The sequence below is a fragment of the Halomonas sp. V046 genome, from assembly GCF_052645355.1.
The window spans coordinates 1-16,619 of record NZ_JBQXYF010000007.1; the positions used below are offsets into that span (position 1 = coordinate 1).

Genomic DNA, 16,619 nt, shown 5'->3' on the forward strand with positions numbered 1-16,619 from the left:
GGCAACGACGTCAACGTCACCAACGGCGGCACGGTGCAGGGCAGCTACGGCGTCCTGACGGTCAGCGTCAGCGCCGGCAACTACACCTACAGCTACACCCTCGATGACAACACCACCGAGCACAGCAGCCAAGGCACCGACAGCGACGGTATTCAGGACGACTTCGCGGTCACCCTGACCGACAGCGACGGTGACGTCGCGACCACGACCCTCACGATCGACGTGAAGGATGACGTGCCGGACGCCATCGACGATGACGGCGGCGAGATCAACGAGAACACCCCGATCACCGTCGACGTGTTGGCCAATGACGTCGCCGGCGCCGATGGCCCGCTGACCCTGACCGGGGCGGGCCTGGATGACCCGGCCCAAGGGTCGGTGACCTTCAACGCCGCCGATGGCACGGTGACCTTCACCCCGGCGGATGGCTTCGAGGGCGAGGCCGCGATCACCTACAGCGTGGTCGATGCCGACGGTGATACCGACAGCGCCACGCTGACGGTAACCGTGGACGCCACTCCCGAGATCGAGGTCGATCCGAACGAACCCAACGCCGAAGGCAATAACGAGGTGGACGAGGCGGGGCTTGACGATGGCGGCAGCCAGGCCGCGAGCGATCTCGAGACCACCAGCGGCTCGCTGAATATCGATACCGGCTCCGACAGCGTCGGCAGCCTGGTGCTGAAGGACAAGGACGGCAACGACGTCAACGTCACCAACGGCGGCACGGTGCAGGGCAGCTACGGCGTCCTGACGGTCAGCGTCAGCGCCGGCAACTACACCTACAGCTACACCCTCGATGACAACACCACCGAGCACAGCACCCAGGGCACCGACAGCGACGGTATTCAGGACGACTTCGCGGTCACCCTGACCGACAGCGACGGTGACGTCGCGACCACGACCCTCACGATCGATGTGAAGGATGACGTGCCGGACGCCGTCGACGATGACGGCGGCGAGATCAACGAGAACACCCCGATCACCGTCGACGTGTTGGCCAATGACGTCGCCGGCGCCGATGGCCCGCTGACCCTGACCGGGGCGAGCCTGGATGACCCGACCCAAGGGTCGGTGACCTTCAACGCCGCCGATGGCACGGTGACCTTCACCCCGGCGGATGGCTTCGAGGGCGAGGCCGCGATCAGCTACAGCGTGGTCGATGCCGACGGTGATACCGACAGCGCCACGCTGACGGTGACCGTGGACGCCACTCCCGAGATCGAGGTCGATCCGGAGGAGCCCAACGCCGAAGGCAACAACGAGGTGGACGAGGCGGGGCTTAATGATGGCGGCAGCCAGGCCGCGACCGATCTCGAGACCACCAGCGGCTCGCTGAATATCGATACCGGCTCCGACAGCGTCGGCAGCCTGATCATTGGCGGCGTCAATGTGACCAATGGCGGCACGGTGCAGGGCAGCTACGGCGTCTTGACGGTCAGCGTCAGCGCCGGCGACTACACCTACAGCTACACCCTCGATGACAACACTACCGAGCACAGCACCCAGGGCACCGACAGCGACGGTATTCAGGACGACTTCGCGGTCACCCTGACCGACAGCGATGGCGACGTCGCGACCACGACCCTCACGATCGACGTGAAGGATGACGTGCCGGACGCCATCGACGATGACGGCAGCGAGATCAACGAGAACACCCCGATCACCGTCGACGTGCTGGCCAATGACGTCGCCGGCGCCGACGGCCCGCTGACCCTGACCGGGGCGAGCCTGGATGACTCGACCCAAGGGTCGGTGACCTTCAACGCCGCCGATGGCACGGTGACCTTCACCCCGGCGGATGGCTTCGAGGGCGAGGCCGCGATCAGCTACAGCGTGGTCGATGCCGACGGTGATACCGACAGCGCCACGCTGACGGTGACCGTGGACGCCACTCCCGAGATCGAGGTCGATCCGGAAGACCCCAACGCCGAAGGCAACAACGAGGTGGACGAGGCGGGGCTTGACGATGGCGGCAGCCAGGCCGCGAGCGATCTCGAGACCACCAGCGGCTCGCTGAATATCGATACCGGCTCCGACAGCGTCGGCAGCCTGGTGCTGAAGGACAAGGACGGCAACGACGTCAACGTCACCAACGGCGGCACGGTGCAGGGCAGCTACGGCGTCCTGACGGTCAGCGTCAGCGCCGGCGACTACACCTACAGCTACACCCTCGATGACAACACCACCGAGCACAGCACCCAGGGCACCGACAGCGACGGTATTCAGGACGACTTCGCGGTCACCCTGACCGACAGCGACGGTGACGTCGCGACCACGACCCTCACGATCGACGTGAAGGATGACGTGCCCCAGCAGTTCTCCAGCGTGAGTCATGATCTGGAGGACGGCGGCGGCAGCCTGGACTTCGCCGACAATGCCGGTGCCGACGGCGTCGGATCGGTAGTCTTCAACGCCTCCCTGGACGGCATGCCAGTCACCGACAGTAACGGTTTTACCCTGTTGGTCGATGGCAAGCCGATGGTCTATAGCCTGAGCACCGACGGCACGACGCTGTTCGCCAACTCCACCGACAACAGCAGCACCGGATTCGTGGTCACGCTAGAGCCGGATGGCAGCGGTTACAGTATCGAGATGGGGGGTGAGGTCACCAATGGGGCTAATTTCGAGGCGGCTCTCGAGAGTGGCGAGCAGATCGGCGATGCGCTGGCGTTGAACACATCCGATGGCGTGGAGGGGAACGACCTGCTGATGACCTACTCGGATGGGGCTGTTGTTGTCACTGGCGGTGAAGTGGCGGTGCCCAATGGCCAGAGTGTTCGTATTGACGCCTTGACCGGCCTTGCCAACAACGGCGGTACGGCGAACTGGGACGACCATCGTCCGCTGTCGAGCCTGACCCAGAGCGTGGCGGTCGGTGGCGGCGAAGGCGCCACCGCGGCGCTTTTGATCTCGGCGGTGATGTACGCAGCCGACGGCGGGGCGAACGCCGACGGGCCGGGGAGCACCGGGTCGCTGCTGGATCTTGCGGTCGGCGATGTTCGTGTGTTCAACAGCATCGGCGTCGATGTTACCGACCGGGTGACGCTGACCGATGACGGTGACGCTATTCGCGTCGAGGGTCTACATGATGGCTGGCAGGTGCGCCTCGAGACCGACGGCGATCGCCCGTTCGAGGCCGTGAATATCGAGAGTGCCAGTGATGAGCTGTCGTTGGGCGATATCGACTATCGCGTCGGCGGCCCGCCCGCGGACTACAGCCTGGATCTGGGCCTGGTCGGCACCGATGGGGATGGCGATGTGCTCGAGAGCACGCTGACCCTCAACGGTGACGCCCCATCCGAGCTCTACGTTGATGACAACGATGGTAGCGAGGAGACCGGCGGCGGCGGTGACGATGTCATGATCGGCGACTCCGGCGGGGTACAGGTCGAGCCTGCCGAGAGTTACAACATCTCCCTGATCGTGGACACCTCAGGGAGTATGGCTAACGCTTCAGGCACGCCGGGCAAAACCCGCATGCAATTGGCCAAGGAAGCGCTGAGACATCTCGTCGAACAGCTATCCGAGCATGACGGGACCATCAACCTGCAGATCATCGATTTTGATACCGGAAGCCTGTCGACGGTGATCAATGATTTCGGTCCCGATAAGCTGACTCTGGCCCTCGCAGCCATCAATAGCATGGTGGCATCGGGTGGTACCAACTATGAAGCTGGCTTCAATCGTGCCAGTAGCTTCTTTGACGATCATGACAATGGCCTTCAGAACCTGACGTACTTTTTGACCGACGGCGTGCCGACCCGCTATGTCAACAACAATGGCACGTTTGGTGGTAACGGAAACGACTTCACATCGACGGTGATGACTCAGTCGATCGATGCCTTCGAGGCCTTGTCATCGAAGAGTTCGGTGGCGGGCATCGGGATCGGTGATGGCATCAGGGCGGATGTATTGCGCTTCTTTGACAATACCAACGTGGTTGACGATAACGGCTCGATTACCATCGGGGGCACCGCCGTGACGGGCCCCGTGGGCCAGATCGACATTGTGAATACCGCCGATGAATTGGCGGCGGCGCTGCAGGGCGCGTCTTCGGCGCTCCGGCCCGCGGGCGACGACACCTTGAGTGGCGGCGCTGGCGACGACGTGCTGGTCGGCGACACCCTCAATAGCGATGACCTTGAATGGACCAATGGCGATACCAACGAGACCTTCACCGCCGGGACTCACGATGGTCTTGGTTATGGCGGTCTGTACGACTACCTGACCTGGACCAAGGACGATGGCAACGGTGGCCGTGAAGATGACCCGGATGGTACCCCGCCGACCCAGGCCGAAATCATCGACTATGTCCGAGCCAACATCAGTGACCTGATCGACGATCGTGACGACGGCGGCACGAATACTCTGGATGGCGGTATCGGCAACGATACGCTGGTCGGTGGCGCCGGTGACGATACGCTGCTCGGGGGCGAAGGCGATGACATCCTGATTGCCGGCAAAGGCAACGATATGCTGAACGGTGGGGCGGGCGACGATGACCTGGCCGGCGGCGGCGGCAATGACATCATCGATCTCGGTGACGGCGCCGATGTCGTCCGGTGGCAGGCGGGGGATCAGGGCACCGGTGCCGCTCCTGCGGAGGATACGGTGGAGCAGTTCTCGCTGGGGAACTACGGCACCGATGCAGCGGCCGATCGCCTCGAGATGGCGGATCTGCTCGATGGCGCCACCGAGGCCGATGTCAGCGACTATCTGTTCGCCGAGGAGGACGGTAGCGGCAATACGGTGATTCACGTCAAGAGCGATGGGGGCATCGATGGCAGCGGCAGCAATGCCGATCAGACCATCACCCTCACTGGCGTCGACATGGGCGGTCAGGATTCGGCGAACTTCCTGCAGCAGATGATCGACAACAACCAGCTCGACGTGGAGTAACGTGGCGCGTAATGAGTGACGCGGAGAGTTCGCGTCGCTGGACAGCAGAAGGCCCGGTCAGTGCATTTACCGACCGGGCCTTCTGCCGTCTGTCCTTGCCATTGCCGCGTGAGTCGATTCGGCTATCTACCAGGCCAGCCCAGCGGACGAAGGCCTTAGAAATCGATGCCGCGTCGGGCCTTCAGGCCGTTGGCGAAGGCGTGGCTGATCTCCTGCATTTCGGTCACGGTATCGGCCATGGCGACCAGGTCGCGGTGGGCGTTACGACCCGTGATAATCACCGTCTGCTCGGTGGGGCGGTTCTCGATGGCGCTGCGTACCTCGGCGATATCGAGGTAGCCGAACTTCAGCATGTAGGTGATTTCATCGAGCACCACCAGGTAGACCTCGGGATCGGCCAGCAGGCGCTTGGCGTCGTGCCATACCTCGGCGCAGGCGGCCGTGTCGGACTCACGGTTCTGGGTGTCCCAGGTGAACCCGGTGGCCATGATCGCGACCTCGAGATTGGCATCGTCGGCCAGACGCTCACGCTCGCCGCATTCCCACAGCCCCTTGATGAACTGCACCACGCCGACCTTGTAGCCATAGCCTAGCGCCCGGGTGACAGTGCCCCAGGCGGCGGTGGTCTTGCCCTTGCCGTTGCCGGTGAAGACCAGCATCAGGCCGCGTTCTTCATCGGCTGCCGCAACCTTGGCGTCGACGTGAGACTTGAGCTTCTGCATGGCGTTCTTGTGTCGAGTGTCGCGATCGGTCATCGGGGCTCCGGGACGAGTGGCAGTTGGTCAGTGGGCGGATGGACAGATAGATGGCCGTGTATCGGCGCCGTCAATCAAGGTCATCTACCGCTTCCGGCATGCTCTTCCGGCATGCTCTTCAGGCATAGAGCAGCAGGGTACGTCAGCCCAGCGCCGCCGTCAGCCCACCTTGGCGTCGTCTTCCTTCGGTTGGTCGAAGGCGCCCGCGGCGGGACGGGGGTATTGACGCTCCCCAGGACGAGTCCGCGTCCGGCGGCGCGCCTCCATGCGCGCCAGAAACACCGCCATCACCCGGTCATAGAGCTCGGCGCCGAGCACCGCATCCTCGATGCCGGCATCGATGTTGGGGTTGTCGTTGACCTCGATGACCAGCACCCGCTCGCCTATCTGCTTGAGATCGACGCCATACAGGCCGTGGCCGATCAGGCGGGTAGCCTTCAATGCCGCCTGAACGACCGCGCGGGGCACCGCGTCGACCGGATGTGTGGTGAAACCTCCGCTCTTCACGCTCTTGCCCGAATGGTCGTAGATCTGCCAGTGACCGCGAGCCATGAAATAGCGGCTGGCGAACAGGACTCTGCCGTCCAGCACGCCGATGCGCCAGTCAAACTCGGTCGGTAGCCACTCTTGCAGCAGCAGCAGGTCGGAGCTCGTGAAAAGACGTGCGGCCTCTTCCACGAGGTGCTCGTCGGAGGTGACCTTGACGATGCCTCGGGAGAAGGCGCCATCCGGCACCTTGAGGACCCGCGGGTAGCTGAGCCCGGCGACCTGACGCCGCAGCTGTTCGCCACTGGCACGCTTGAGCAGGCGCCCATCGGGGGCCGCAACCCCTCGGGTGCGCAGCAGTTCATGCAGATAGACCTTGTTGGTGCAGCGCAAGATGTCCTGGGGCGCGTCGATTACCACCAACCCCTCGTGCTCGGCGCGGCGTGCCAGGCGCCAGGTATGATGGTCCAGCGCCGTGGTTTCGCGGATGAACAGTCCGTCGAATTCGGCCAGGCGGCCGGCATCGCGATGGGTGATCAGCGATACGTCGATGCCAAGGCGCCTGCCGGCACGAATAAAGGCCTTCAGGGCGCCCTTGTTGCTCGGCGGCAGTCTCTCCTCGGGATTGACCAGCAACGCCAGGTCGAAGCGGTAGCGACGCTTGGCACGAGGCGTTCGCCACACCTGGCGTGAATGGCGATTGAGCGCCCGCGCAAACAGGTCCTGGTCATCGCCGACCAGGCCAGAAAGCCGCTGTGGGCGCAGGCGAGTGAGTCGCCAACGTCCCTCGCGGCGGGTCAAGCGGGCATCCAGGAGCGGGCAGGGCAGACGTTCGAACAGCTTGCGCGCGAGCCGTGCCAGGCGTGGATCCTGGCAGTCGCCGAACAGCACTTTGAGAGTGACGCTATCCCCCAGGTCGGCGTTGGCGTGCCGATCGAGCTCTTCGAGTACCGGCACCAGACCTTCGAGCTGCATATCGGTGGTGGCCTTGCGCCGGAGGCTGTTGAGCGTATCGACGCTCGGCAGCACCCGATCGCCGCGTGCCTGGGCCAGCAGCGAGACGTAGTAGCCGGTGCCAAGGTAATCCAGATCGGAGCACAGGTTGATGACCTGATGACCGCCGCTGGAATCGGCCTGGGCCAGATAGTCGTCGGCGCAGATCAGGTCTTCGCTGGGATAATAGGGGTGCCAGTCGTCGCGGCGGTCGACGACGATCCTGAGGGAGCACATCGGCGGTGAACCTTGAACAGTGAGCAGGGCTCGATAGAGGGAGAACGTCGGCGGTGGGGCGCGCTCAGCATGCGTCTGAACCGTGCGGGAAACAAGCGTGTGCCAACGTGAAATGATTTCACGTAGCGGTGGGCTGACAGCGACGCTGCCAGGCCCCCAGAATGTTGCTAGGTGTCCTGCCCTGTTGGCCGTCGACGCCGCTCCTCGGGTCCCTTTGGTCAGGAACATCGCCGTCATGTCTCGCCTGGTTCGTCACGCCCTGCCGACTGATCTGGATGCGCTGGTTGCACTGGAAGATCGCGCCTTCAGCGGTGACCGCTTCTCTCGTCGCCAACTCTGGCACCTGCTCAATCGGGCCAACGCTCACACCCTGGTGGTGGAAGCGCAAGGAAGCCTTCTCGGCTATGGCACCTTGCTGATGCGCCGCAACAGCAGCCTGGCGCGCCTGTACTCGCTGTGTGTCGCCCCCGAGGCGCGAGGGTCGGGTCTCGGGCGGGAACTGCTGGCCCGCCTCGAGAGCGACAGCCGGGCCCTGGGGCTCGATCGCATGGCGCTGGAGGTACGTGCCGATAATCGTCGGGCCATGCGGCTCTATCGGCAGGCGGGCTTCCGCCTCGTTGGCTGGTTGGACGAGTATTACGAGGATGGGTGTGCCGCTTGGCGAATGCTCAAGGGCCTGGGCGCGGCGCCCGGGGGCGAGTCGTCGCCGGGGGCGAGGGAGGCTCTGCGCAACGAGGCACCCAAGGCCGCGTCATGCTGGTAGAATATGGCCTTTGTCCGCCACCGGGAGCCCGGCATGCCCTCTTTTGATATCGTTTCCGAGTTCGACCGTCATGAAGCGCAGAACGCGGTTGACCAGGCCAACCGTGAAGTCCAGGGGCGCTTTGACTTTCGCGGCGTCGACGCCAGCTTTGAGCTGTCCGACGAGACCGTGCAGATCCAGGCCGAAGTCGATTTTCAGCTGCAGCAGATGATCGATGTGCTGCGCAACAAGTTGATTGCCCGCAGCCTCGACCCGCGCTGCATGGACATCCAGGATCCGGAGCTGTCGGGTGTCAAGGCGCGCCAGAGCGTCAAGCTCAAGCAGGGCCTCGAGCAGAAGGAGGCCAAGGATATCGTCAAGCGTATCAAGGACTCCAAGCTCAAGGTTCAGAGCCAGATCCAGGGCGAAAAGGTCCGCGTGACCGGCAAGAAGCGCGACGATCTGCAGCAGGTCATGGCGCTGCTGCGTGGCGACGATGGCCCTGACCTGGCACTGCAGTTCGACAACTTCCGTGACTGAGCCGCTGTGGCCAAACGCCGCGATAGGAGAAGCCGATTGGCCTTGCCAACGCCAATCGGCTTCAATTAGACATAGCTCACGGGACGAGCCCGACTCGAGCCGTTGGGCGCCGCATGATCGGCACCGTAGGAAAGGCGCCGCATGACAGGTGCGGGGCCCGCCCGACGCCCATCGCCGCGGCGTCTCGAGCCACTCGCGTAAGCCACAGCAAGCCACAGGGAGCTCGCCTTTGATCACCTCCGTCCGCCGCCTCGGCTATCTGGTACTGGCCTGGTTGAGCTTTGGCCTGGGGGTGTTGGGCGCCTTCGTGCCGTTGCTGCCGAGTACCTGCTTTCTGCTGGTGGCGGTGTGGGCAGCCTCGCGAGGCTCGCCGCGCTTCGCCGCCTGGATTCGCGCCCATCCGCGGTTTGGTCCGACCGTGGTGGCCTGGGAGGAGTCCGGCGCGATACCTCGTCACGCCAAGGGCCTGGCCGTGGTGATGCTGAGCGTGTCCATTGTGGTGCTGTTGTTCACCGTGTCACTGTGGTGGCTCAAGATTGGCCTGGTCGTCGGCCTGATCGCCCTGGCGATCTGGATCGTTACCCGTCCTGAGCCGGTGTCCTCTTCTTCCTGACTGGCCATTGCCCGGCCAGGACTGTCTCTCGTCGTTCGACGCTGCCCTGGCGGTTGCCTGCGCGTGCGCCGGCCCATCGCTTTGAGCCCAGGCGCTCAGACGCCGTACAATGACCCCCGACCTTTTCAGTGGAGCATCCCCGATGTCCGAACCGCAGCCGATTCACCTGAGCGACTACCGTCCCCCTGCCTACCGTGTGACCCACACCGAGTTGACCTTCGACCTGGACCCCGCGGCCACACGGGTCAAGGCGCGTCTGCATCTCGAGCGTCACCCTGAGCGCGAGGCCGGAGAACTGTGGCTCGACGGTGAAGCGCTGACGCTGACGTCCATCGCCGTGGATGGACAGGCGCTGGCGGAGGACGAGTACGAGGTCTCCGCCGACGGCCTGCGTATCAAGCGCCTGCCGGACGCCTGCCTGCTCGACACCGAAGTCGAGATTGCGCCCAAGGACAACACCGCGCTTGCCGGCCTCTATCAGTCTGGCGGCATGTTCTGCACCCAGTGCGAAGCCGAAGGCTTTCGCCGCATCACCTACTATCCGGATCGTCCGGATGTGATGGCGACCTTCTCCACCACCGTGATCGGTGACGCCGGGCGCGAGCCGGTGCTGCTCTCCAACGGCAACCCGGTGGAGAAAGGCGAGTTGCCCAATGGTCGACACTTCGTCACCTGGGACGACCCGCACCCCAAGCCCTGCTATCTGTTCGCCCTGGTGGCCGGCGACCTGAGCAAGGTCGAGGACGCTTTCACCACCATGAGCGGGCGCCATGTCACGCTGCAGATCTGGGTCGAAGCCGAGAATCTCGACAAGACCGATCACGCTATGGCCTCGCTCAAGCGGGCCATGCGCTGGGACGAAGAGGCCTATGGCCGCGAGTACGATCTTGATCTGTTCATGATCGTGGCGGTCAACGACTTCAACATGGGCGCGATGGAGAACAAGGGGCTCAATATCTTCAACTCGGCGGCGGTGCTGACGCATCCGAACACCGCCACCGACGCCGCGTTCCAGCGCGTCGAAGGCATCGTTGCCCACGAGTATTTCCACAACTGGTCGGGCAACCGGGTGACCTGCCGTGACTGGTTCCAACTGTCGCTCAAGGAAGGCTTCACGGTATTCCGTGACCAGACGTTCTCCGCCGAGGTGAACTCGGCGCCGGTCAAGCGCATCGAGGAAGTGTCCTTCTTCCGCACCGCCCAGTTCGCCGAGGATGCCGGCCCCACCGCCCATCCGGTGCGCCCCGACTCCTATATCGAGATCGGCAACTTCTACACCCTGACCATCTACGAGAAGGGCGCCGAGATCGTGCGCATGCTGGCCAACCTGGTCGGCGAAGAGACCTTCCGCCGCGGCTCCGATCTGTACTTCTCGCGCTTCGATGGACAGGCCGTGACCATCGAGGACTTCGTTGCCTGCATGGCCGAGGTCTCCGGCCTCGACCCGACCCAGTTCCTGCGCTGGTACTCCCAGGCGGGCACCCCGGAAATCGACGCCTTCGGCGAGTACGACTACGCCAACGGCGCCTATCGCCTGATCCTGCGCCAGCGCACGCCGGCAACGCCCGGGCAGCCGGACAAGCAGGCGCTGCACATTCCGATTCGGCTAGGCCTGGTGGGCACCAAGAGCGGCCGCGACCTGCGCCTTACCCTGGACGGCGAAGACCTGGGCCGCGACGCCGTGATCCACCTGCGCGAGGACGAGCAGGAGTTTCTGTTCACCGACGTCGAGGAGGCCCCGGTGCCGTCGCTGCTGCGTGGGTTCTCGGCTCCGGTCAAGCTGTCCTTCCCGTACTCGCGCGAGGATCTGGCGTTCCTGATGGCCCACGACAGCGATGGCTTCAATCGCTGGGATGCCGGCCAGCGTCTGACCCTGCTGGCACTGGACGATTTGATCGCCGCGCACCGCAACGGCGTCGAGAAGGTCATGGACGCCCGGGTGGTCGAGGCTTTCCGCGTGCTGCTGGCAGAGAACACGGACGACAAGGCGGTGCTGGCCGAGATGCTGTCGCTGCCGAGTGAAGCCTACATTGCCGAGCAACAGCCGTTGGTCGATGTCGATGCCATCTTCGCGGCGCGGACCTTCGTTAAGCAGTCCCTGGCCCAGGAACTGCGTGATGAGTTCATGGCCATCTATCGCGCCAACCAGAGCGATGCCGAGTACGCGCCGACGCCGGAGCAGATCGGCGAGCGGGCGCTGAAGAATGTGGCGTTGTCGTACCTGATCAGCATCGAAGACGAGGAGGCCGTGGCGCTCGCTCAGGCCCAGTTCGAAGCCGACCACAACATGACCGACGTGCGCCATGCGTTGACCCTGCTGGTCCACAGCTCGCGCGCGGACCTGGCCGACCCGGCACTCAGGGCCTTCGGTCAGAAGTGGTCCCACGACCCGCTGGTGATGGATCAGTGGTTCAGCCTGCAGGTCACCCGGCCGCAGTCCGATGCACTGGATCGCGTGCGCTACCTGATGGAGCATCCGGCCTTCTCGCTGAAGAATCCGAACAAGGTCCGTGCGCTGATCGGCGCCTTCGCCGGGCAGAACCGAGTCAATTTCCATCGCCTTGACGGCGAAGGGTATCGCCTGCTGGCTGACGTGGTGATCGAGTTGAACCGCCTGAACCCGGAAATCGCCGCACGCATCGTCACGCCGCTGACGCGCTGGCAGCGCTTCGATGAGGCCCGTCAGGAGCTGATGAAAAGCGAGCTCGAGCGGATCCGCCAGGAGCCGCTGTCGCCCAACGTCTACGAGATCGTCCACAAGGCCCTCGCCTGAGCCTCGCCGTCGTCAGAGGTGAAAACGCCGCCCCTCGGGGCGGCGTTTTGCGTCTTGGGTGGCGCATGGTCTAGCGCTATGGCGCGGCACCGGCGCCGGGACGACAGGCCTCAGGGGATCAGGGTGCCGAGCACCACCAGGCCCAGCAGCGCCCATAGGATAGCGGCCACCACGGAGCGACGCAGGACCGCCTGAATCGCTCGCCAGATAAAGAACAGGCCGAGTGCCAGGGCAGCCAGGCTGAAGATCGACGATGAGATGCCAAGCGAGGCCGAAAGCCCGTTGATGAAGCCGGCGGCGGCATCGTCGATGCCACTGAACACACCGCTCAAGGCCTCCACCACGAAGCGGATCAGGCGGCCCAGGGTCTCGCCGAGCCAGGTAAAGATGTCTTCCATGCCGAGGTCATCCTAGTCAGGCGAAGGAACGGGAATAGGGCCGCAACGCGTGGATGATGCGGGCCCCGAAAGGCGTGAGTATCCCGGCCCTTGGCCGCCGCCGCAAGTGATCGCAGCGGCGTCTGGTGCACGCCTAGCCCAGTTGTTCGGCACGCGATGTGATGCCGGCCTCTTCGGCCGCACTGTCCGCCAACGCTCGTCCGGCCTCGTCATAGACGTGGTAGACCGCGTGGGCACCGAGTTCACGGATGGTATCGATCTCCTCCAGGTACTCGACCACCGCGGTGATCTTGCCGGGGAAATGGCGGCTTCTGAGCTGCTTCAGGGCGAACAGGTTACCGGCGTGATGCGGCATCGCCAGCACCACCAGCTGGACCTGGGACGACATCAGCATCTTGTCCCAGAAGTCCGAGTCCACGGCGTCGCCCTCGACGATATTGAAGCCCTGATCACCCAACGCCTTGACGCTCTTGGGGTTCGAGTCGATGCCCAGCACCTTGATGCCGTACTCCTTGGTCAGGCGGCGGTAGACGCTGCGGCCGATGCGCCCCATGCCCATGACGACCGCCTCGGCGTCGCCGACCTCGATGGGGCGGTCACTGGGGGAAAGCTTGGTCTCGTCGACGGCCGGCAGGCGCGGTTCCACCCAACGGTAGAGCTGCTCGCTGACGGAGTTGATGATGGCGGAGGCAACGAAGCTCAGGGCCACGGCCAGGGACACCACGACCAGCCACTCGGGACTCAGCCAGCCATTGGTGACCGCGATGGCCCCGACGATCAGGCCGAACTCGGAATAGTTGCTGAGGCTGAGCGTGGACAGGACCGAGGTCCGGTGACGCATGCCGAAGCGCATGAAAATCAGCTGATAGAGTAGGCTCTTGAGTGGCAGCAGGGCGACCAGGACCAGCGCCACGCCGAGTAGTGACCAGGTCGGCAACGCGGTGAGTCCGATGCTCAGGAAGAACGCGACCAGCAACAGTTCCTTGATGTTGAACATGGAACGCGACAGGGTCTGGGCCGCGGGGTGAGGGGCGAGCAGCATGCCGATGATGAGCGCGCCCAGGTCGCCCTTGACCCCGACGGCTTCGAACAGGCCATAGCCGAGCACCAGCGCCATCACCACGCCACACAGCATCTGCATCTCACCGTGGCCCATGCGCTCCAGTAGCCGGCGTAGCCAGGGTGCCAAGGGGAGGAGCAGGAACAGGCCCAGCGCCCAGGGGCTTGGCAGCGTGCCCGTGGAGGCGGTGAGGAAGACCACCGCGAACAGGTCCTGCATAATCAGGATCCCAATCGCCAACCGACCATAGGCCGCCTGGGTCTCACTGCGTTTTTCGAGTACCTTGACTACAAAGACCGTACTCGAGAACGACAGGGCAAAGGCCAGCACGAGCAGGGTGTTGGCGTCGAGCCCGGCGATGAGACCGACCTGCGTGTGGCCGAGCGTGGCGATGGCGACCCCCTTCAGGGCAGCGAGCACCGCCATCAAGAGGGCCACCGTGGCCAGCATGTGCAGGCTGGCGCTGCACCAGACGTCTCGGCGCAGCAGCGTGCGGACGTTGAGCTTGAGGCCGATGGTGAACAGCATCAGGGTCACGCCGAGGTGTGCAATGACGGTCAGCAGCGGGGTTTCGTCGTAGCCCAGGGCATTGAGCGCGAAGCCGCCTGCCAGGAACCCGACCAAGGGGGGTAGCCTCAGAAACATGGCTGCCAGTCCGGAAACGAAGGCGGTAAAGATAAAAATGGGCTCGATCATTCAGGCATTCTACGCAAGGAAAGGTGTCTGTGAGGAAGTGTAAGCAAGACGTCACCGAAATGGGATGGCTACGCGCAGGATGCGCGAGTGAGATGAACCTCGGATGAAAAAGGAAGCCTCTGCATGACCCAGCCGCCAGGCACCAATCGGCTGATTCTCAATGGCCAGTCGGCACAGATGCCGGAGGTGCGCAGCGCCGTCTTCGCCTGTCGGCGCGGGGGCCTGAACGTGGATGTCCGGGTGACCTGGGAGCAGGGCGACGCCGAACGCCAGGCGACCCAGGCCGGTCGCGACGGGGTCAAGCGAGTCATCGCCGGTGGTGGCGACGGGACCGTGCATGAAGTGATCAACGGCGTGATGCTGCTACCCCGGGAGCAACGCCCCGAGGTCGCCATCATGCCGCTTGGCAGTGCCAACGACCTGGCCCGCTCGCTCGGCTTGCCACCCGGGCAGGCGGCGTCGCTTGACGCCGCCTGCCGTCTGCCGAGCCGCTGGGTCGATGTGCCACGCATGAATGACCGTCACTTCATCAACATGGCCACGGGGGGCTTCGGTGCCGAGATTACCACCTCGACGCCCAAGCGTCTCAAGCGCTTGATGGGAGGCGGAGCCTATTCGGTGATCGGCGCCATGAAGGCATGGCGCTATCAGCTCTATCGTGGTCACGTCGCCTGGGAGGGTGGCGAAAGCCGGGCGGCGATCTTTCTGCTCGCTCTCGGCAACGGCGTGCAGGCCGGCGGTGGTCAGCAACTGACCCCGGCGGCGCGCCTCGACGACGGCCTGCTGGACGTGCTGATGGTGCGAGATTTTGCCTCGCTGCACCAGCTCAAGGCGATGATGTCCGAGCTCAAGGCACGCCCCTACCATGGGCGTCATGTCGATGCCTTTCGCACGTCCTGGCTCACGTTCGAGGCCGATGGCGATGCCATGTTGCCGCTGACCCTCGACGGTGAATCCTGCTATCAGCGCGCCTTCGAGGCCGAGATCGTCCCCTTGGCGGTGAGGTTGGTCATGGCCGAGTCGTGCTCGCTGGCCGCCCCCCGCAACGCCTAGCGCAGCCACTGAGGCCGGGGGGATGAGGAGGCAGGGGCAAGTTGCACGCTCGCTAACTGGCGCAGAAAGTCTCGGCGAGAGTGAACGCCGGCTCTCTCGGGGCTGTCTATTGGGCCAAGGATATTGCGTGTCCCGACGTGCACGGCAGCATCGTTGCCTCCTTGAGGCGCGCATCTTGGCGAGTTAGAAGAGCTAGAAAGCTAGAGAGTTGGCGAGGGTCAGTGGAGACTGGCTCGGCGTCCTCGGGACGCGGGCGGTTGCACCCGGGGGGTGGCTTTGGTGCAATATGCGCCTATTGACTGGAGAACGGATGATGGCACTGACTTCCCGCAAAGCCGCGTTGCTGGCGGCCATACTGGCGCTGACGCTGGCTGGCTGCGATAGCGATGAGACCGACAGTGCAACGACGGATGGGGCTCCTGGTGCCAGTACGCCAGCGGACCCGGCGACGGACACTTCCCCGGCGAATGCGGACGACGCTGGTGACGCGAGCGCTGGGGGCGATAGTATTCAGAACGATAGCGCTGCGCAGGATGATGGCGGCGTCGAGCAGTCGGCGTCCGACGCTGCCACGGGTGGTGAGCAGGACGCGTCATCGGTGGATGACCAGGGCGATAAGAGTGCGCTGGCCGACGATGAGATCGCCGGGATGGATGACTCGGCGGCCGGTGCCGAAGGCGATCTCGATGCCAGCGCCGATGGCACCTTGAGCGAGAGCGAGGCGTTACCCACCGAAAGCAGCGACTCCGACGTGGATGCCATCATCGAAGAGACCGAGCGGCGCTTCGAGGAGGCTAGCCGCAAGATCGACGAGCAGTTCGAACAGGTCGAAGAGACCAGCCCGGCCGTCGACGGCGTGGCGAACGAGCCTCTCGATTCGGCCCCTGGCCCCGAGGCCAGCGACGAGTCCGAATCATTGGGCGCTGCCAGCGAAGAAGTCGATGCCATCCTCAAGGAAACCGAGCGTCGCTTCGAGGAAGCCCAGAAGGAGATCGATCGGCAGTTCAAGGAGGCCGAGAGCCAGGTGCCGGAGGCCGTGCCTTCAAGCGCCGAGGCCGAGGTGGATGCGAGTGTCGACAGCGAAGAGCCTCCGACCGCCCCTGACCAGCCGTGACCGCCCCTGACCAGCCGTGACCCGCCCCTGACCAGCCGTGACCGCGCCTGCAGGGTGCGCTGGCTGGGGGAGGGGCAAGGCAGCCGGCGGACATCGGCGAGAATTCGTGCTTGGCGGTGTGTCGGATGGCCCGGTCTGGCGGGGGTAGCACTCGCGGCGCTGTGTCAGCCTGCGGCGCTGTGTCAGCCTGCGGTGATGCCTCGACGGCACGGTGGCAGGACGGCATCAAGGCGACGAGGGCGAACCGCCGGCACCCA

11 protein-coding genes are annotated in these 16,619 nt (G+C 64.5%); 7 read left to right on the forward strand and 4 right to left on the reverse strand.

Features of this window, described 5'->3' with window-relative positions; translation table 11 throughout:
* Nucleotides 1–4,902, forward strand: a 4,902-nt coding sequence (locus tag ACUN9Y_RS10650) for an Ig-like domain-containing protein (RefSeq protein ID WP_445460692.1), incomplete at its 5' end; no start/stop codon positions are given.
* A 155-nt stretch (nt 4,903–5,057) separates the two neighbouring features.
* On the opposite strand, the gene cobO is transcribed toward ACUN9Y_RS10650, so the two are convergent.
* Complete coding sequence (cobO, locus tag ACUN9Y_RS10655; protein ID WP_445460693.1) at nt 5,058–5,657, reverse strand: cob(I)yrinic acid a,c-diamide adenosyltransferase; 600 nt, start codon at nt 5,655–5,657, stop codon at nt 5,058–5,060.
* Between the two features lie 159 nt (nt 5,658–5,816).
* Nucleotides 5,817–7,373 carry a RimK family protein gene (locus tag ACUN9Y_RS10660; RefSeq protein ID WP_445460694.1) on the reverse strand — a complete coding sequence of 519 codons (1,557 nt, stop codon included), beginning with the start codon at nt 7,371–7,373 and terminating at the stop codon, nt 5,817–5,819.
* A gap of 235 nt (nt 7,374–7,608) precedes the next feature.
* Here ACUN9Y_RS10660 and ACUN9Y_RS10665 point away from each other — a divergent pair, with 235 nt between their 5' ends.
* The 4 genes from ACUN9Y_RS10665 to pepN all read left to right on the forward strand — a co-directional run bounded on the left by ACUN9Y_RS10665 (nt 7,609) and on the right by pepN (nt 12,041).
* Nucleotides 7,609–8,136: a GNAT family N-acetyltransferase gene (locus tag ACUN9Y_RS10665; protein WP_445460695.1), complete on the forward strand. Its 528-nt coding sequence runs from the start codon at nt 7,609–7,611 to the stop codon at nt 8,134–8,136.
* Nucleotides 8,137–8,169: 33 nt separating this feature from the next.
* Nucleotides 8,170–8,655, forward strand: a complete 486-nt coding sequence (locus tag ACUN9Y_RS10670; protein WP_445460696.1) for a YajQ family cyclic di-GMP-binding protein — start codon at nt 8,170–8,172, stop codon at nt 8,653–8,655.
* A 229-nt stretch (nt 8,656–8,884) separates the two neighbouring features.
* Complete coding sequence (locus ACUN9Y_RS10675) at nt 8,885–9,268, forward strand: YbaN family protein (protein ID WP_445460697.1); 384 nt, start codon at nt 8,885–8,887, stop codon at nt 9,266–9,268.
* A gap of 142 nt (nt 9,269–9,410) precedes the next feature.
* A complete protein-coding gene (gene pepN / locus ACUN9Y_RS10680) occupies nt 9,411–12,041 on the forward strand; it encodes an aminopeptidase N (RefSeq protein ID WP_445460698.1) in 2,631 nt (876 codons plus the stop codon).
* Nucleotides 12,042–12,151: 110 nt separating this feature from the next.
* Here pepN and ACUN9Y_RS10685 read toward each other — a convergent pair whose 3' ends face one another.
* Both ACUN9Y_RS10685 and ACUN9Y_RS10690 read right to left on the reverse strand, forming a co-directional pair.
* Complete coding sequence (locus ACUN9Y_RS10685; RefSeq protein ID WP_445460699.1) at nt 12,152–12,439, reverse strand: hypothetical protein; 288 nt, start codon at nt 12,437–12,439, stop codon at nt 12,152–12,154.
* 133 nt (nt 12,440–12,572) lie between these two features.
* Nucleotides 12,573–14,195 carry a cation:proton antiporter domain-containing protein gene (locus ACUN9Y_RS10690; protein ID WP_445460700.1) on the reverse strand — a complete coding sequence of 541 codons (1,623 nt, stop codon included), beginning with the start codon at nt 14,193–14,195 and terminating at the stop codon, nt 12,573–12,575.
* Between the two features lie 123 nt (nt 14,196–14,318).
* Here ACUN9Y_RS10690 and yegS point away from each other — a divergent pair, with 123 nt between their 5' ends.
* Together yegS and ACUN9Y_RS10700 are read left to right on the forward strand one after the other, a co-directional pair.
* Nucleotides 14,319–15,248: a lipid kinase YegS gene (yegS, locus tag ACUN9Y_RS10695; RefSeq protein WP_445460701.1), complete on the forward strand. Its 930-nt coding sequence runs from the start codon at nt 14,319–14,321 to the stop codon at nt 15,246–15,248.
* A 313-nt stretch (nt 15,249–15,561) separates the two neighbouring features.
* A complete protein-coding gene (locus ACUN9Y_RS10700) occupies nt 15,562–16,362 on the forward strand; it encodes a hypothetical protein (RefSeq protein ID WP_445460702.1) in 801 nt (266 codons plus the stop codon).
* Nucleotides 16,363–16,619: the final 257 nt, after the last annotated feature.